At 72.8% G+C, this 18,326-nt stretch carries 12 protein-coding genes; 3 read left to right on the plus strand and 9 right to left on the minus strand.

Annotation, left to right across the window (positions count from 1 at the left end; translation table 11 throughout):
* Window positions 1–19: 19 nt before the first annotated feature.
* Window positions 20–4,078, minus strand: a complete 4,059-nt coding sequence (locus C8K30_RS31655) for a S8 family serine peptidase (RefSeq protein ID WP_158280919.1) — start codon at window positions 4,076–4,078, stop codon at window positions 20–22.
* A 172-nt stretch (window positions 4,079–4,250) separates the two neighbouring features.
* On the opposite strand from C8K30_RS31655, the gene C8K30_RS02890 reads away from it, so the two are divergent.
* A complete protein-coding gene (locus tag C8K30_RS02890) occupies window positions 4,251–4,661 on the plus strand; it encodes a nitroreductase/quinone reductase family protein (RefSeq protein ID WP_108491348.1) in 411 nt (136 codons plus the stop codon).
* Window positions 4,662–4,730: 69 nt separating this feature from the next.
* On the opposite strand, the gene C8K30_RS30615 is transcribed toward C8K30_RS02890, so the two are convergent.
* Window positions 4,731–5,144 carry a MerR family transcriptional regulator gene (locus C8K30_RS30615; protein ID WP_158280920.1) on the minus strand — a complete coding sequence of 138 codons (414 nt, stop codon included), beginning with the start codon at window positions 5,142–5,144 and terminating at the stop codon, window positions 4,731–4,733.
* 76 nt (window positions 5,145–5,220) lie between these two features.
* Here C8K30_RS30615 and C8K30_RS02900 point away from each other — a divergent pair, with 76 nt between their 5' ends.
* A complete protein-coding gene (locus C8K30_RS02900; protein WP_108491349.1) occupies window positions 5,221–6,195 on the plus strand; it encodes an MBL fold metallo-hydrolase in 975 nt (324 codons plus the stop codon).
* A 16-nt stretch (window positions 6,196–6,211) separates the two neighbouring features.
* Here C8K30_RS02900 and C8K30_RS02905 read toward each other — a convergent pair whose 3' ends face one another.
* Window positions 6,212–7,270, minus strand: coding sequence for a hypothetical protein (locus C8K30_RS02905; RefSeq protein ID WP_233256941.1), 1,059 nt, complete (start codon window positions 7,268–7,270; stop codon window positions 6,212–6,214).
* A 115-nt stretch (window positions 7,271–7,385) separates the two neighbouring features.
* Here C8K30_RS02905 and C8K30_RS02910 point away from each other — a divergent pair, with 115 nt between their 5' ends.
* Window positions 7,386–11,195, plus strand: a complete 3,810-nt coding sequence (locus C8K30_RS02910; protein WP_108491350.1) for a S8 family serine peptidase — start codon at window positions 7,386–7,388, stop codon at window positions 11,193–11,195.
* A gap of 145 nt (window positions 11,196–11,340) precedes the next feature.
* On the opposite strand, the gene C8K30_RS02915 is transcribed toward C8K30_RS02910, so the two are convergent.
* From C8K30_RS02915 to C8K30_RS02940, 6 genes are all read right to left on the minus strand, one after another.
* Window positions 11,341–12,990 carry an alpha/beta hydrolase gene (locus C8K30_RS02915; RefSeq protein ID WP_108491351.1) on the minus strand — a complete coding sequence of 550 codons (1,650 nt, stop codon included), beginning with the start codon at window positions 12,988–12,990 and terminating at the stop codon, window positions 11,341–11,343.
* Window positions 12,991–13,080: 90 nt separating this feature from the next.
* On the minus strand, window positions 13,081–13,746 hold the full coding sequence (locus C8K30_RS02920) for a response regulator transcription factor (protein ID WP_255415702.1): 666 nt from the start codon (window positions 13,744–13,746) through the stop codon (window positions 13,081–13,083).
* 104 nt (window positions 13,747–13,850) lie between these two features.
* The gene (locus C8K30_RS02925) at window positions 13,851–15,092 is read right to left on the minus strand and encodes a histidine kinase (protein ID WP_108491353.1); all 1,242 of its coding nucleotides are present in this window, start codon (window positions 15,090–15,092) and stop codon (window positions 13,851–13,853) included.
* Window positions 15,093–15,140: 48 nt separating this feature from the next.
* Complete coding sequence (locus C8K30_RS02930) at window positions 15,141–16,424, minus strand: MFS transporter (protein WP_108491354.1); 1,284 nt, start codon at window positions 16,422–16,424, stop codon at window positions 15,141–15,143.
* Window positions 16,425–16,549: 125 nt separating this feature from the next.
* Window positions 16,550–17,089 carry a hypothetical protein gene (locus C8K30_RS02935; RefSeq protein ID WP_108491355.1) on the minus strand — a complete coding sequence of 180 codons (540 nt, stop codon included), beginning with the start codon at window positions 17,087–17,089 and terminating at the stop codon, window positions 16,550–16,552.
* Between the two features lie 399 nt (window positions 17,090–17,488).
* Complete coding sequence (locus C8K30_RS02940; RefSeq protein WP_108491356.1) at window positions 17,489–18,322, minus strand: serine/threonine-protein kinase; 834 nt, start codon at window positions 18,320–18,322, stop codon at window positions 17,489–17,491.
* Window positions 18,323–18,326: the final 4 nt, after the last annotated feature.

Consider the following 18,326-nt stretch of genomic DNA (forward strand, 5'->3'; position numbering starts at 1 on the left):
CTGCCCCGTTCCGGGGGGTCTAGCCGCAGTACTCGTTCAGCTCGAAGTTGTGCACCACCGTCTGGCCCTTGATGATGCGCGCGTTCTTCGACTCCGGCGGGTATCCCGTCGCCGAGCTGAGCAGGCTCAGCCGGTTGTTGGACACGCCCATCCAGCGGGCGTACCCGCCGTCGGGCCCGGTCACGAGCGTGACGTCGTACTCCGACCCGTCGATGACGACGAACGCGCCCTCGAGCGGGACCGTCTCGTCGTCACAGGTGGCGCCCGTCACCGTGCCGGCGATCTTGCCCCAGCTGGCGGGCGGGGTCACCTTCAGCGACACCTGTACCTTCGGCTCGTCGTACGGCGTGCTGCCGTTGGCGACGACCGCCGAGGTGTAGGTGCCCGGCTGGTCCACGCGGCTGCTGTCCATGTCGACGGCCACCTTCGCGGACGCGCCGGGTGCCAGCGTGAACGCCGGCGGCTGGACGTCGAGCCACGGCACGTCGACAGTGGTCTCGCCGGTCACGTTGAGCACCGTGTGCATGTCCGGGAAGCCGAGGTCCGCCACGGTGGTGGGCTCGGGGGTGCTGCAGTCCTCGGACGCGATGTACGACGGCGCGGTCTCCGGCTCGGCGTTCGACCCGATGTAGAACCCGGGTTCTCCGATCACCTCGACCACGAGCGTGCTGCCCGCGGACGCGGTGCCCGTGACCGGCACGTCGACCATCGTGAGCTCCTGCGGTTCCAGGGCCACGTCGGACGAGCCGAGCAGGGTCATGTTCTCGTAGAGGAAGTCCCCGTCGAGCTCGTACAGGTTGATCGTCGCGTCGGTGGCCGCCTGGACGATCTCCACGCCGAAGGACACATTCGTGACGGCGAACTCGCCACTGATGTCGAAGTCCTCCAGCGTGAACGTCCGCAGCCAGCTCGTCGGGCCGCCCCCGCAGGCCACGGAGTTGCCAGCGGTGATGTCCTGCGACGAGGAGTGGGTGATGGTGGTCCCCTCCGCGAGGAGCGACGGCGGAGCCGACGGCGTCACCGTCTCCCCGGGCTTCCCGTTCCGGGCCAGGCGGTCGTCGCCCTTGGCGGCGGTGCTCTTCCCGGTCGTGGCCTTGCCCGACGGCGCCGTGCTCACCTCGGTCACGTCACCGGTGGCGCCCTTGATGACGCCGGCGTTGGCCGCCGACCCGAGGATCTCGAAGTCGGACGATGCCGGGGCCACCTCGACGTTCGCCGGCGCCGTGCCCTCGTTCTTCACGGTGAACGTGCCGGACTTGGTGCCGCCCATGCCGACCTCGCGGGAGATCGTCTCCGGCGAGACCGTCAGGAGCGGGGCCGCGAGCTTCACGCCCTTCCGGACGACGGCGTCGGCGACGACCGTCACCGATACCTTCGTGGCCTTGTAGTCCTTGGCCGCATAACCGATCCGCTGCGTACCCACCTTCGGTGAGAACAGCGAGTAGTACCCGCGGCCCACCGCGGGGTTCTCCGGGTCGAGCGTCTTCGTGCTCTGCTCGCCGGCGGTCACGGTGGCGCCGTTGACGCCGCCACCGGTGTTGCGGTCCTTGACGAACCCGGCCACGAGGCCGCCGTCGACCGGCAGGCACTCGCCGATGGAGACGTTGTCGACCTGCCACCACATGGCCCACGCGGCGTCACCGTAGTGGAACCGGACCCGCACGTCGGACTGGCCGCCGGCGCCCGTGAGGGATACGGACATGCGCCCCTCGGCGTCGGAGGTCTGGTGCAGCGCGGTCGCCCAGGTCGCGCCGCCGTCGAGGCTGACGTCCACGTCGGCGAAGTCGCCCAGCGCGACGTAGGCCTGGTCGAACGTCAGGAGCGGTGCCCCGACGTCGCTCAGGTCGAAGGCCGGTGAGGTGAGCGTCGTGTCCTGCGTCCCGTCCGGGCCGTAGGCGTCGCTGTTCACCTCGGCGAAGAGCCCCTCGCCGCCGGTCTGGTTGCCGGCGCCGAACTGGTCGTCGAACGTCCAGACCTGCTCGGTGCCCGCCAGGTCCTCGACGGTCCAGCCCTCGGACACGTCGCCGGACTCGAACTCCTCGACCCCGATGCCCGCCCCGGTCAGGGCGTAGCCGGGTGCGGTGCACACCCCGAGCACCGGCGGCGCGGCGTCGGCGGTGGCCGGCTCCGTGCCCACCTCGACGTCCACCGTGAACGTCGCGTAGCCGGTCACGGACGGCTGCACCACGAGCTGGTGCGTGGTCGACTGCGGCAGCTCGATCGAGTACTCACCCGTGAACGGGTTTGTCCAGGCGACGACGCTGCTCGGCGCACCCTGCACGGTGACCTCGGCGTCGAGCGGCCAGCCGTGCCCGGAACCGTCGGTGACGGTGCCGCTCACGGTGGTGGTCGGCGCGGCCTCCAGGGCGAAGTCCGCCGTGGTGGTCTCGCCCTCGACGACGTCGGCCTGCGTGGTCGCGTCCAGGTACCCGAAGGCGGAGGCGGTCAGCTCGTGCGAGCCCTCCTCCAGGCCGAAGCGGTAGGCGCCCTCCGCGTCGGTGGTGTCGGAGCGGTCACCTGCGGTGATGCGCACGCCGCCGACCGGCTCGCCGTCGGGCCCGGTGACGGTGCCCGAGACGAAGCCGAAGCCGTCGATCGGCGCGTTGCTGACCAGCGCCGCCACGTCGAGCTTGCCCTCGCCCCAGACGTTGTTGTCGGCGGGGGTGCCGCCGCATGAGTCGTCGGCCACGTCGACCGAGGTCTGGTCCAGCAGCGCCTGGGTGCCCTCGATGTCACCGACCAGGGCCGGGGCCGCGCTCCACAGGAGCGCCACCGCGCCCGCGAGGTGCGGGGACGCCATGGACGTACCACTGAACGCGGCGTAGTCGCCGCCGGGGATCGACGAGCGCACGTTGTCGCCAGGAGCGGCCAGGTTCGGCTTGGTCACGCCGTCGGCGCCCGGGCCGCGCGAGGAGAAGTCGGCGATGTCGCCGGACTCCCCGAACGCGCCGGCCGCGTAGGTGGCGACGTTGGCCCCGGGGGACGACGTCGACTGGCAGCCCGCCTCGCCGGCGTTGCCCGCCGCCCACGCGCCGAAGATGCCAGCGGCCTCCCAGGCCGCGATCTCCTCGGACATGAAGTCGTCGATGGCGCCGGGCGCCTGCTGGCCCCACGAGTTGTTCACGATGTGCGGGCGCTGGGCCGGGTCGGGGTCCGACCCGTCGGCCCGCGTCGGCGCGAGGATCCACTGGCCGGAGGCGAGCAGGTCCGCGTCGGAGCAGGTGGCGCAGCCGTTGGCCGCGATCCAGTCGGCGCCCGGTGCGACGCCGACCTGGTTGCCCGCGCCGTCGTCGCCCACCATGGTGCCCATGACGTGCGTGCCGTGGGCATCGATGTCGCAGGGTGCGCCCTCGCAGGAGCCGCTCGCGTCGAACCAGTTGTAGTCGTTGCTGAGCCCCTCTTCGCCCAGGTAGCCGCGGTAGTGCTCCAGGAGGGCCGGGTGCTCGACGTCGACGCCTGAGTCGATGTTGGCCACGGTGATGCCGTCGCCCGTGTACCCCATGTCCCATACGTCCGGGGCGCCGATGGCGTCCAGGCCCCACTCGGTGGCGAGCGGCGCGTTCTTGGTCGGGGCCTTGCGCTCGACCGGCTCGATGGGCTGGGCGGCGAACCGCTCGTGGACCTGCCTCACCTCGCGGCTGGCGGCGACCTCCTTCGCGAGCTCGGCCGTGCCGTCCTCGACGAGGATCGCGTTGCTGATCCAGTAGGACTCGTACTCCACACCCGCGGCCTCGAGGTCGGCGACGACGCCGGCCTGGGACTCCTTGGCCGTGCTGGTCAGCGCGTCGTAGACGTACTGGCCGCGCTCGCCCCAGTCGGTGATGCCCTTGGCCGGCGCCAGGTCCGGCGTGTCGGCGAACCGGATCCAGAAGTCGGCGGACTCCTTGGCGTCGAGCCGGGTCTGCACGGCGGGCGTGATCTTGTCCGCGGCGCGCTCGGGGACGTCGGCGGAGACCTTCGCGGCGGGCTGTGTCCCGGTCGGCGTCGGCGTGCTCGCGAGCGCCGGCGCCACGCTCACCGTCGTCAGGAGCAGCGCGCCGACCGCTGCGAGAGCGATCGGCGCGCGTCTGGTTGGCATGCGACTGTGCATTCTTGCCTCCGGGGTGCAAGCGCCCCGACCAGGGGCGCAACCACTGGCCCACGAGCGTGTGCCAGGTGCCACTCTGGAGAGGGTGGGCTAAAAGGGCAACGAAAGTCGGCTGGGCAGCGGCGCCCGGAATGTTGCGTGTCACCTGCGACGTTGCCCCGGCATGGACTTCAACCAGCAGATCGTCGACACCTTCCGCGCCAACGGCGGCGAGGTCAACGAGCCGATCCGGTTCGGCAAGGGGCTCGTGCTCGTGCACGTGCCGAAGAAGGACGGCACCATCCGCATCGCGCCGCTCGCCGCAATCCACGACGACGGCGCCTGGTACATCGTCGCCTCGGCCGGAGGCTCCCCCAAGAACCCCGCCTGGGTCTACGGCCTCCGCCGCACCGAGCAGGTCGACATCGAGGTCCCGGGTGAGCCCGTCGAGACCCTGCGGGCCAAGGTCGAGGAGGTCACCGGGGACGAGCGTGACGCCCTGTGGGCCCGCTTCAAGGAGCTCTCCAGCGGCTTCGCCGCCTACGAGAAGACGGCCGAGGGCCGCGACTTCCCGATCTTCCGGCTGGCGGCCTGACGTCGCCCGGCCCGCCAGGTCGGCAGCGGCAACGCCGTGGTGCACCCTGCGGCCGACGAGCGCACCTGGTCACCGCGAGAGGACGCCGCCGGGCCCAGGGAGCGGGCCTGCGGCAGCCGCGAATCCAGAGCACTCCGGGCACTCGCTGATCACGCTGTGGCTGCAGGAGAGCAGATGTCCCAGGAACCGGTCGGTCGCCTGGAGCTGCTGAACGACTTCCGCGATGCGGGATCGATGGTCCTCGACAAGGGCGCGCCTCGACTCGCCCTCTTCGGGACCCAGCGCTCGGATCTGCGCGAGCGAGAGACCTGCGCGCTGGCAACGCCGGATCACGAGTGCCCGGTTGATGGCGTTCTCGTCATAGATCCGCTGCCCGGTGCCCGAACGCGCCGGGACCAGCACACTCACGTCCTCCCAGTGCCGCAGCACGTGAGTGTCGACGCCGACGATCGCCGCGGCCTCACCGATGCGTAGACCGGTCATGTACGTGCCCTTCTTGGTCTTCGGGTCTTGTCCGGGTCTTGCCTTCAGGTCGACCTGAAGAAATAGCCTCGCACACATGCCTCGTACAACCCGGAACGCCGACGCTCCTGACCTGTCCTCCCGCACGCCGCAGCTGCGCGTGCTGGCCCGGTCGGTCGGCGCCGTCACCGCGCTGCTCCTGGATCCCCTCCGATCCGACCGGCCTGATGCGGCCTTCGAGTCCACGCTGCCGGACGCCGGGCTGCCGACGCCGACCGCCGCAGTGACTCTCACCGCCTTTGCCCAGGTCACCCGGTCCGTGCCGACCATGGCGATCGTCCGAGGCCTGCGGGAGCCGACTACGGTGCTGAACGCGATGACTACATTCCTCGTGCGCCACCCGAGCGCAACGTTCCTGATCGATCCGGCGATCTGCGACGACATCCGGGGCCGGGTGCTGCCCCAGCTGCCGCAGCCGATGCGTGCCGTCGTGACACCGCCGTCGGACGTGATCAGCGTGACCCGCTCGCTCGGCTCCCTGGGCATCCCTGAGGATGAGATCGACTTCGCCCTGCCGACCCACCTGCACTGGGACCACGTCGCGGGCCTGGTCGACCTGCCGCTCGTCCCGATCCGGACGAGCCACGCCGAGTGGGACTGGGCGATGAGCGGGCCGCGCGCGCCGCAGGGTGTGGTCCGCCGACCGCTGGAGAACCGGGCTGTCACCTTCTACGACTTGGCAGGCCCGCCGGTCCTCACCTTCGAGCGGAGCCACGACCTGTTCGGCGACGGCTCCGTGGTGCTTGTCGACATGGCGGGCCACACCCCGGGCAGCGTCGGCGTGCTCCTCCACGTCGGCGCGGGCGACTGGGTCCTCATGGCGGGCGACGCCGTCTGGCACCTGCTGCAGGTCGAGAAGGTGCGGCCCACCGCGTCGTTCCCTGGCCGGCTCACCGACAACGACCGGGCGGGCGCGATGCGGACGATCCGACGCCTCGCGGCCCTGGACCGTCGCGTCACCATCGTCCCGACGCACGACCACGACGCGACGGCGCGGTACGTACGGGGGTAGTGGCGGCGCACTTGGATCACGTCATCGGTGCCGACGCCGCAACGTCCCGCTCCACGTCGTCGGCCGCAGGTGGCCCCGCCGCTCCCGGCCGCACCCAGCCGCTCGTCGCGGCGTGCCACCCGAGCTGCACGCGGGTCTCCACGCCGGCGAGGTCCATCAGCGCCCGTACCCGGCGCTGCACGGTGCGCAGCGACGTCCCGAGCTGCTTGGCCACGGCCTGGTCGGTGAGGCCGGCGAGCATCAGCCCGAGGACGCGCGCGTCCTCGTCGTCCACCTGCTGCGCGACGTCGCCCGCCAGGCCGGACGTGCCCATCAGCATGGGGGTCGCCCGGTCCCACACGTTCTCGAAGAGCGCGAGGAGGGCGTCGAGCAGCGTGCTCTCGCGGACCAGCAGCGCACCGACGACGTCGCCGGACGAGGTCAGCGGCATGAGGGCGAGCTGCCGGTCGACGACCATCAGCTTGAGCGGCACGCCGTCGGCGAACCGAACCTCCTCCCCCGCCTCCGTCGCCTCGACAGCCTCGTCGACCGTGACGTCCTGGCTCTCGAGCATGCTGCGCTCGACGACGACGCGGTACTGCACCCCGCGCGCGACGGCCTTGTCCTCGGCGGAGTTCTCCTGGCTGGACGTCACGATCACCGGCGGGCGGACGAACGCGTCGACACTCTCGCGCGCCCCGAGCTGGAGCTGCTCGAACCGGTGCCGGACCGCGTCATCGCCCCTGATGACGTCGACCACGTCGGTGGGTCCGCGCCCCGCGGCGGACACCCGGTAGACCTCCTCGAGCCGGTTGAGCTCGAGCTCGGCGTGCCGCACCTCGTCCTGCCGCCGGGCGAGCAGCGCACCGAGCGCAATCGCGGGCGGCGCGGCGGCGAACCGCCGCTCGTCCCCCGTGATCCGGGAGGCCAGGCCGTGCTCCTCGAGCCGGCGCAGCAGCCGGTGCGCATCGCCCAGGGAGGTCCCGAAGGTGCTGAGCGCCGTCGCCATGTCCGCGACGCTCGCGGAGGGCATGGCGACGAGCTCGCTGTACGCGAGGGCTTCGTCAGGGGTCAGTCCGAGCACGTCGCCGAGCATGGCACTCCTCCGTCAGGGTGATGGCCGCCCTACTCTGGCGGAGTCGCGCCATGCCGTAAAGCCGCCACCACCCGGCTCTTGTGACGTGTCGCACCCGCTGGGAGTGTCCAGATCCATGAGATCCAGAACCCGGCGCGCCCTGCCTGCCGCCACCAGGACGGCCGCCGCGGTCGCCGCGACCGCCCTGGTGGCCGCGATGGCCACCACCGCGCACGCGACCCCAGGCAGCAACCCCGCGCCCGACGGCGCCGGGGCCGACTCCGGCGGCACCACTGCCGGCGCCGCGCCGCACACGCCAGCCCTGGCCGACGGGCGGACCACCGTCACGCTGGTGACCGGCGACGTCGTCGACGTCGGCACCACCGACGGCGGCGCGCTGACCATCGGCGTCGAGCCGGCCGACGGCGGCGCCGTGCGGACTCAACAGGTCGGCGACCACTACTACGTGCTCCCCGACGCCGCGCTGCCGTACCTGGCAGCGGGCACGCTCGACCGTCGGCTGTTCGACGTGACCGCGCTCCTGGAGATGCAGTACGACGACGAGACGACGGACGCGACGCCGCTGATCCTGGAGCGGGCCTCCACCCGGGCCCGGGCCGCCGAGCTCCCCGGCACCGAGCGCACGCTCGACCTGCCGAGCATCGACGCCGACGCCGTGGCCGCGAGCAAGACGAAGGCGACGGCCTTCTGGTCGGCCGTCGCTGCCCAGGGCGACCGGCCGTCGGCGCGTAGCACCGCGGCCGCCGGGACCTTCGGCGGTGGCATCGAGAAGATCTGGCTCGACGGCAAGGCCGAGACCACCCTGGACCACAGCACCGCGCAGATCGGCGCGCCCGAGGCGTGGGCGGCCGGCTTCGACGGCACCGGCGCCACCGTGGCGGTGCTCGACACGGGCATCGACGCAACGCACCCCGACGTGGCCGACGCGATCACCGAGACGCAGTCGTTCGTCCCCGGCGAGGAGGCCACCACCGACGTGCAAGGCCACGGCACGCACGTCGCGTCCACGGTGCTCGGCTCCGGCGCGGCGAGCGACGGCCTGTACAAGGGTGTGGCCCCGGGCGCCGACCTGCTGGTCGGCAAGGTGCTCGACAACAGCGGCTACGGCCAGGACTCGTGGATCATCGCGGGCATGGAGTGGGGCGCCGCCAACGCGGACGTCGTCTCCATGAGCCTCGGCGACTCCAGCCTCAACGACGGCACCGACCCCATGGCGCAGGCGCTCAACGCGCTGAGCGAGGAGACGGGCGCCCTGTTCGTCGTCGCGGCCGGCAACAGCTACGCCGAGGGCTCGCTCGGCAGCCCCGGCACCGCGGACGCCGCCCTGACGGTCGGCGCGGTGGACGACGGCGACGTGCGCGCCGACTTCTCCAGCTACGGCCCGCGCGTGGGCGACCACGCGATCAAGCCCGACCTCACCGCGCCCGGCGTCGACATCGCCGCTGCCCGCTCCCAGCAGTCGGGCGGCACGGGCTCGTACGTCTCGATGAGCGGCACCTCGATGGCCACCCCGCACGTCGCGGGCGCGGCGGCGATCCTCAAGGGCGCGCACCCGGAGCTCACGGGCGAGCAGCTCAAGGCCGCCCTGGTCTCCTCCGCGGCAGACATCGACGCCCCGGCGTACGAGGTCGGCACGGGACGCCTCGACGTCCCCGCAGCGCTCGACGGCGTTGACGGCTCCGGCGGCGGCTTCCTCGGCTTCTACGACTGGCCGCACGACGGCGACGAGCCCGCCACCGGCACCGTCACCTACACCAACACCACGGACGCCGACGTCACGCTCGACCTGAGCACGGACCTCGCCGGGCCCGACGGCGCGGCGAGCGACCTGGTGACCCTGTCCGCCGACCAGGTGGTGGTCCCGGCGAACGGCACCGCCGACGTCACGTTCGCGGCCGACGCCGACGACGCCGCGCTCCCGGGCAAGTACAGCGGCGCCGTCGTCGCGACGGACGCCTCCGGCGAGGTGACCGTCCGCACCGCGACGGCGCTCATCAAGGAGGAGGAGCGGTACGGCCTCGACATCACGGCGCTGGACCGCTCCGGCGAGCCGGCCACCGGCTACGTCGACTTCTACCGCTACGGCGACCAGTTCGTCAGCAGCCTGCCGATCGACCCCGCGACCGGCGAGGTACGGACGCAGCGCCTGCTGCCGGGTGTCTACTCCGCCACCGCGTTCCTCGACGTGGCCGGATCCAAGGGTGCGGGCTCGACCGGCGTCGCGCTCGTCGGCGACCCGCAGGTCGTCGTCGACGGCGCGGACCAGGCGCTCGTATTCGACGCGAGCGAGGCCGTCGAGCTGACCCTCGACACGCCCAAGGAGAGCGACGTCGCCCACCGGCGGTTCCAGTTCTTCAACGACTCCGGCATCGGCGGCCAGTACGCGACGTTCGGCGCCACCTACGGCGTGCCGGCGGACGTCGACTCGTTCTACGCCGCGCCGACGGGCGCCGTCGACAGCACCAGGTTCGACTTCGGGGTGCGGTGGCGTGCTATCGAGCCGGCGCTCGACCTGGTGGCCAGGAACCCGTGGCGGGTCGCGATCGACCCGGTCTACCAGACCGGCTCCGCGCGCCTCGACGGCCGGGTCTCGCTGCGAGCCGTCGCGGCCGGCACGGGCACGGCGGCCGAGTACGACGGCGTCGACGCCGCCGGCAAGGCGGTGCTCGTCACCCGTGCCGACGCCGTCACCGCCGAGGAGCGGGAGGCCGCCGCCCAGGCGGCCGGTGCCGCGCTGCTCGTCGTCGTCAACAACCGCCCGGGACCCCTGGTCGAGTACGTCACCCAGGGTGACCTGCCTGTCGTCTCGGTGACGGCCGCGGAGGGCGCGAAGCTCCTCCCGGCCGCGGCCAAGGGCTGGCTGACGCTCTCGGGCACCGCCCAGGAGTTCCCCTCCTACCTGTACGACGTGGCGCGGAACTGGTCCGGCGAGATCCCCGCGAAGCCGGCCCTCGCGCCCACGAAGAAGCAGCTCGCGACCGTCGTGAGCCGCTACAACGACACCGAGGACCGGCTGGCCGTCGACAACCGCGCCGACTGCCGCGACTACCAGTGGCCGCCGTGCATCAGCTTCCGGGCCTTGCAGCCCACGGCGACGGAGCGGACCGACTACGTCTCCACGTACGACGACGTCACCTGGTACGAGGGTGTGGAGCACGAGAGCACGTGGGAGCAGCGCGGTGTCCGGCAGGCGTACGAGCCCCGGAGCACCACCGTGCGCAACTGGTTCGCCCCCGTGACCGCGCCCCGGACGGGCGACGGCTACTGGGGTCCGTGGCACGACTCGACGTGGTTCGCGGTCAACGTCGCCCCGGCGGGCGGGCAGGACGGCATCACTGGGTCCTTCCCCTGGGGCGAGACCCCGGTGACCTCCCGCCTCTACCAGAACGACACCCTGGTCCGGCAGACCATCGGCCAGGCCGTCCAGACGACGGTCCCGGTGGCCGACGGCCCGCAGAAGTACCGGTTCGAGATCGACACCGACTCCGCGGGCGACACGCACCGGTACTCGACCCGCACCCGGACGTCCTGGACCTTCGTGGCCGACCAGGCGGACGCCGGGGTCCCCGGGCAGACCGGCACGCCGCTGCCGCTGGTCCAGCTCGACTACGACGTCGACACCGCGCTCGACGGCACCGTGCGGGCGGGCGCCGTCGTCCCGCTCGCGGTGGCGCCGTACGCCCAGCCGGACGCACCCCGCGCCGGCGCGGTGGTGGTCGGGGCGACGCTCGACGTCAGCTACGACGGCGGCGACACCTGGTCGAAGGCCAAGCTGCGCAAGGACGGCGACCGCTGGGTGACCGCCCTGCGCATCCCGTCGCGGGGCGCCGAGCTGGTCTCGCTCCGGGCGACCGCCCGGGACGACGCCGGCAACGCCGTCACGCAGGAGGTCATCTCGGCGTTCGGAATCTCCGGGAAGCGGTAGGGGTCCCGACGGGCTCTACCGGCGGGGCTCGACCAGCGAGGTCACGGCACCGAGCAAACAGGTAGGCAGGGCAAACACGTAGTGCGCGGGCTGTGTTGCTGAGAGTGGACAACGTCCACTCTCAGCAACACAGCCCGCTCGTCTGCTACTCCCCCGCCCCCGCCTGCGGGGCAGGCGGCCGGGTGGTTCCCGGGGGTACGACGTCGCAGACGGTGCCGTCGGCGGGCAGGACCCCGTCGATCAGCGCGGCGTCCACCGCGGCGTCGATGCACGGGCCGCTGGTCCGGTAGGAGGTGTGGCCGACGCCCTCACGGGTGAGCAGGACGGCGTCCTCCAGCCGCTCGGCCATGGCCTGGGCCCAGTGGTACGGGGACACGTTGTCCACCCGGCCGCCGACCACCAGGATCGGCGGGGCGCCGGCGCCGGTGAGCTCCTGCGTGAACCGGTCCTCGTTCTCGACGGGCCACAGCGCGCAGTTGAGCGCGCTGTAGGCGGCCCGGCCGCCCAGCCGCTCGCCGCGCGCGGCGATCTTCTTCGCCGCGGCGCGGTGCGCCGCCAGGTTGGTCAGTGCCGGCCAGTCGGCACAGCGCACCGCGGTGTGGGCCTCCTGGAGGGTTGCGTACGGTCCGCCGAACGGCGCGACGGTGACGTTCGCGACGATGAAGTGGAGGGCCGTGCCGTTGCCCTGCTGCGCGGCGAGCAGACCCGCGGTGAGCGTCGGCCAGAGCGAGCGGGCGCCCGCGGCGGCCCGCGCGGCCTCGAGCGCCACGGCGCCGTCGAGCGTGCCGCCCGGGGTGAGGCCCTCGGTCGGCGGGACCTGCAGCGGCTCCGCCTCCAGCCGGGTGATCAGGGCGTCGAACGCGGCCTCCGGGTCGCCGTCGCCGAAGGGGCACGCCTCCCCGCCCTCGGCGCGGCACGTCTCGAACCAGGCGTCGAGCGTCTCCTCGTTGGAGCGGGCGACGTCGTCGAGGAGCCGGAGCGGGTCGTTCAGCCACAGGTCGGTGTCGACGGGGGCGTCGATCACCATCTGGCGGACGCGGTCCGGGAACATCGTGGCGTACATGGGGCCGACGACCGTGCCGTAGGAGGCGCCGTAGAAGGTGACCTGATCCTCGCCGAGCGCGGCGCGCACCTGGTCCAGGTCGCGGACGACGTTGTCGGTGGACAGGCTCGCCAGGAACTCGGGGCTCTGGTGCGCCAGGCAGCCCTCCGTGAAGGTGTCGGCGTCGGCGAGCAGCCGCCCCAGCGGCTTCCCGCCGGGGACGGTCGGGTCGAGGTCGGCGGCCGCCTGCTCGGCGCGCTGCTCGTCGGTGAGGCAGCGGACGGCGCCCGACTCACCAACACCGCGCGGGTCCATGCCTACGACGTCGAAGCGGGCCACGACGTCCGGCGAGAACGGGCTGGCGGCGCTGTCGGGGTCGATGGACCCGACGGTCTGCGTGGCCGGCACCCCGGGGCCGCCCGGGTTGATGAACAGGCTGCCGATGCGCTGTTCCGGATCCGTGGCGCGGTGGCGCGTCACCGCGAGGGCGATCTGCTCGCCGTCGGGCTCGGTGTACTCCAGCGGCACCTCGACGGTGGCGCAGTCCAGGCCGGGTCCGCACTCGCTCCAGTCGATCGGGTCAGGGGTGGGCGCCGGCAAGGACAGGCTGGACGGGCCGCGGTCCGGCGACGCCGTCAGCGCCGCGCCGGTACCGCTGACGCATCCGGTCAGGACCAGCGAGGCGGCGGCCAGCACCGCGGCGATCCTCAGGAAGGCGGGCGGCGCGGCGGTCTGTCGGGTTGATCGATGCATGGCAACGACGCTAGGCATTTCACCCGGCGGGCACATCGGCCGATGGGTCCGGGCCTCCCGACCAAAGTCGGAGCGTTCGGCGCCGGCTGCCTATTCCGGTCGGTCGGGCCGATCGAGCCCGGCGTCGTGCACGAGCAGGGCCACCTGCACCCGGTTGTTGAGACCGAGCTTGGCGAGGATCGCCGACGCGTGGGTCTTCACCGTGGTCAGACCGAGGTGCTGGCGCGCGGCGATCTCGGCGTTGGAGCGCCCGGCGCCGATCTCTACCGCGACCTCCCGTTCCCGGTCGCTGAGCGCGTCGAGGCGTCGTCGGGCCGCGGCACGGCGGGTGTCCTGCCCCGACTCCGCGACCCGGGCGATGAGCCGCCGGGTCACCTCGGGCGAGAGCACCGGGCGCCCCTGGGCCGCGTGCCGGATCGCGACGACGAGCTCGTCCGGCGGGGTGTCCTTGAGCAGGAACCCCGCCGCGCCGGCCCGGAGGGCGCGCAGGACGTGGGCGTCGGCGTCGAAGGTGGTGAGCACCATGACCTGCGGGGCGGGCGACCGGCTCCGCAGCGTCTCGGTGGCGGTGAGGCCGTCTGTGCCGGGCATCCGGATGTCCATCAGCACGACGTCCGGGTGGTGACGCCGGGCCAGCTCCACCGCTTCCGCGCCGTTGCTCGCCTCGGCCACCACCCGCAGGTCAGGGGCGCCGCCCAGCATCATCTTGAGCCCGAACCGGACTACCGGGTCGTCGTCGGCGACCAGTACGTCGATGGTCGGCCTGTCGCTGGGCGCGGCGTGGCCGGGCGCGGCGTCGGCGGGCGCGGCGTCGGCAGGCTCTTCACCGGCAGGCGCACCGTCGGCAGGCACGGGGTGAGTCACGACGGCCAGGGTAGGCGCAGCCGGACCTGCCAGCCGCCCGAGTCCGTCGGGCCGTGGTCGAGCCGACCGGCCACGAGCCGGGCGCGCTCCCCCAGCCCGCGCAGCCCGGCCCCGGAACCCTCGGGGTGGTCGGGGTGCGACGGCGGACCCGCCGGCGGCCCGTTGACCACCTCAGCGATCACGTGGTCGCCGGGCCGCCCCGCGATCCGCACGACGACCGGCGCGCCCGGCGCGTGCTTGCGCACGTTGGTCAGGCCCTCCTGCACGAGGCGATAGAGCGTGCGGCCGTACGTCTCCGGGAGGGTCCGGTCGCCGGTCGTCACGCCCGCATCGTCCTGCAGCTCGACCGACGTCCCGGCCTGACGGGCGTCGTCGACCAGCTCCAGGACGTCCTCGACGCGCGGCAGCGGCAGCTCCCCCACGGGAGCCCGGAGCACCCCGATCACCTCGCGGAGGTCCTGCAGGGCGCGGTGCGCGTTCTCGCGGACCACCTCGGCCGCCCGCGCCACGTCGTCGGCGGGCGCGTCGCGGGAGTAGGCGAGGGCGCCCGCGTGGACGCTGAGCAGCGACAGCCGGTGGCCGAGGACGTCGTGCATCTCCCGCGCGAGGACCTCGCGGGCCTCGTGCTCGGAGCGCTCGGACCGCAGCCGCGCCTCGACCTCGGCCGCCGCGGCCCGCTCCCGCAAGGAGGTGACCAGCGCCCGACGATGACGCACGGAGAGTCCCCACGCGACGGTGGCGAGGTGCCCCAGCCCGATGATGACGAAGATCGTGACCGGAGGGACCCCGGTCATCGGCCACAGGAGCTGATACACGCTGAGCGCCGCCAGGCTGGTCGCGCACACCGCCGCCGTGGCCCGGGTCGAGCGATGCACAGCCACGGTGAACAGCCCGACGATCGCCGCCCCGGCAACCGTCTCGGAGAACGAGCTCGACACGGCCAGAGCAACGCCGAGCACCACCGGGAACCGGCGCCGCCACCACAGCGCGACGCAGCCGAGCAGCCCCGGGACCCAGTCCGCGTACGGGACCCAGACGGGCACCGCCCCCGGCTCGTTCGTCTGGAGGATCACCGTGATCAGCCACAGCACGGCGGCCATCGCGAACAGGACGGCGTCGACCACCCGGTCCCGCAGCCGTCCGGCTCCCTGCCTCGCCACCAGCCGCTCCTCGGCGGCGGCCACCTTCCCCGGATCGACCGGGCGAGCCCGGTCGAGGTCGTCGAGACTTCTGGTCATCGCCCCTCCTTCCGTCCGCGCCGCCACGCTACTTCAGCGCCTCGGGACTCAGCCCGGCCTCGACTCCACCGCCACCCGCTCCACGCCGTCGACCTCCGGGGTCACCCGCCGTCCGACGGCGAACGCCATCGCCACGATCGCGAGGCACCCGACCACCATCACCCCGATGAAACCGCCGGCCCACCCGCGTTCCAGCAGCAGCCCCGCCACCACGGGGCCCGCGATGGTGCCGGCCTGGAACGAGCCGGAGCTGATGGCGTTGTACCGGCCGCGCAGGTGGGCGGGGGCCATCTCGTTCGTCAGGGCGGGGAGCGCGGACTGCATAAGGGTCTCCCCCAGCCCGAAGAAGGCGTGGAACACCAGGACGATCACGACGGCCGCCGTCCCGCCGGGGACCAGGCCCGCGCCGCCGAGCAGCAGCCAGGCCGCCGCCCACACCACTGCCATGAGCGCGAGCACCCGCGTCCGGCGTCGTCCGCTGACGCGGTTCATCACCCAGAACTGCAGCGCGACGATGACCACCGTGTTGACCACGAACGCGAAGCCGATCGCGCGGGTCGAGACCTCGGCCACGAGACGGGCGAAGGCGGGGAAGCCGCCCTCCATCTGCCCGTAGCCCACGAACGCCGCGACCAGCCCCAGCCCGGACAACCAGAGCACCTCGGGGCGCCGGAGGATCGTCAGGTAGCCCTCCGCGGCGGCGCCGTCGTCGGGCCGGTCGACCCGCCCGTGCAGGTGCCGCAGCGGCCCCATGAGCACGACGACGGGGACGACGAACGTCGCCGCGTTCACCAGGAACGCCATCACGAAGGTCGCCGGCCGCTCGATGTCGACCACGAGGCCACCCACCACGCCGCCCACGCCGACGCCGAGGTTTAGCAGTGCGAAGTTCACGCCGTAGTACCGCTGTCGCAGGTCGCCGTCGACGACCGTGGCGACGAGCGCGTTGACCGACGGCCACCCGACGCCGAGCTGTACCCCGAAGAGCGCCAGCCCCAGCGCGGCGACCGCCGGGACCGTGGCGAACGCGAGCACCGAGTACCCCGCGATCGCGAAGAACAGGCCGGTGAGCATGACGCGCCGGGCGCCGTACCGGTCGACGAGGGCCCCGGCCGGGCCGGTGACCAGCAGGCCGACCACGGCGATCAGGCCCATGAGCGTCCCGGACAGGCCGAGCGAGAACCCGCGCACCTCGTGCAGGTAGATGATCGTGAACGGGAGCGTCAGGCCGCGGCCGAAGAACTGTACGACCACGGTGGACAGCAGCCAGCGGCCGTCACCGGGCAGGTCCGACCAGAAGCTGAGGGGGCCGGAGCGTGGGGAGGATGTCACTGCCTGATCCTCACCCGTGGGTTGCCGGGGCGGAAAGCGGATTTCGGACACTGTGGTGCGTGCGACACCCGTGCCGCTCGGCGGGTTGGCTGAGCCGCAGGCCCGGCCTCCTCAACCGGACCGTCTCAGCCGTGCGCGAGCAGCTTCAGGGCGACCACCCCGACAGCGAGCGCCGCGAGCACTCCCAGCGCGAGAATCCGGGCCGGCCAGGGCAGCTTGGTCCGGCGGATGCCGAGCCAGGTGATGAGCACGAGGCTGACGATCAGAGCACCGACGCCGACTCTGAGTGCTGTGGTCACCTCCCACCACCCCAGGCCCGCCGCCGCCAGGGCGAGCAGCGGGAGCACGAGGGTCAGGAGGGCGTCGGCGCTCGTCCGCGTCATGGTGCCGAGGCGAGTCCTGTCGGGGAACCCACCGTGCGCGGCGAGGTGCGCGATGAGCTCCGCGAGCCAGGCTGCGGCGACGGTGCCGACGGCGGTGATGGCCACCGAGCCCGCGGCCGTCCCTGCGGTGAGCCCTTCCGCGTGGGTCAGCAGCGTGAGGATGACGGCGAGCGCGGCGAACGAGACGTACACCCGCTCGCGGAGCTGCTCGGCGAAGTGCTCCCTCTCGTCGTCACTGATCGTCGAGAGGTCTGGGCGCGAGGGCTGGCGGCGCGTGCTCATAGGCTCATTGTGCTGGGCTCGACTGCGCCTGGCAGACCACCCCCCACCGACCCGCAACCTACAAGTCGCTCGCACCCCCCACCCGGCGCCGAGCCGCAACCTAACCGTCCACGAACAGGCCGACCCGCAACCTAGACGTCCACGAACAGGCCGACCCGCAACCTAGACGTCCAGGAGCAGGCCGAGCCGCAACTTCGTCGTCGTCGACGGCACGGATCGACGTGTGAGTTGCGGTTGAACCTCCAGATCCACCACCAACTTGCGGCTCGACGCCGAACCGGCGCGCCATCGACTCGTAATCTGCGGCTCGGCGTCGAGCCGCAGATTGCGAGTCGATCAAACCGCCCGCCGACGTCGAACCGCACGTTAGGCCGCGGTCGGCGCGATGCCACACGGCGCTCAGGCCCCCGTCGCGAAGGACGCGGCTCGCCACGCCTCGGCCAGCGCGGCGACGGACGGCCAGCGTGCGTCCCGGCCAGGGCGAACCGCCCGGGCGGCGACGTCGAACTGCGCGTCGGAGCCGACCCAGGCGGCGCGTGACTTCGTCGCGTCGTCGCCCATGAACGTGTGCGCGAGCGCCCCGAGCACAAAGACGTTCGTGACCTCGTCGATCGGTGCGCCGAGCTCGTACTCCTCGGGCGACATGAACCGCGAGGACCCCCACATCCGCCCCATCCGGTTGACCACCGGGGCGCGCTCGTAGAAGTCCAGGTCGCAGAGGACGACGCGCCCGCTCTCGGCATCGATCATCACCGAGCCGTCGTAGAGGTCGATCGCTACCCAGCCGAGCGCCGCCGCGTGCACGTGGAAGTCGAGGATCTGCCGGACGGCGTCGACCCGCGCCGGGAGCGAGAGGGACCGCACGACGTGCGCCCGCTCGTACTGCCGACCGAGCGGTGTCGCGTCGGTCCAGTCGAACACGAGGGCGTGCCCGCCGCCGACGTCGACCGCCTCGCGGAGCGTCACGAGGGACGGGTGCGCGAGCGCCCGGTAGACCTCGGCCGCCCCGCGCAGGCTCCCGACCGCCGTCTCGATGACGCCGTCGTACCGCGCCGTCGGTGCGCCCGCGTACTTGACGAACACCCTGCCCGCCGGGCCCTCGACGCCGAGACAGAGATTGCCCGAGTCCTGCTGGTCGAGCACCGCGAACACGCTCCCCCAGCGGGCGGTGAACGACAGGTCGTGCGGCGCCCGGAGGCGTACGGGCAACCCATCGACGTCGGACACGATCACGCGC

The organism is Promicromonospora sp. AC04 (assembly GCF_003058225.1).
Lineage (GTDB): Bacteria > Actinomycetota > Actinomycetes > Actinomycetales > Cellulomonadaceae > Promicromonospora.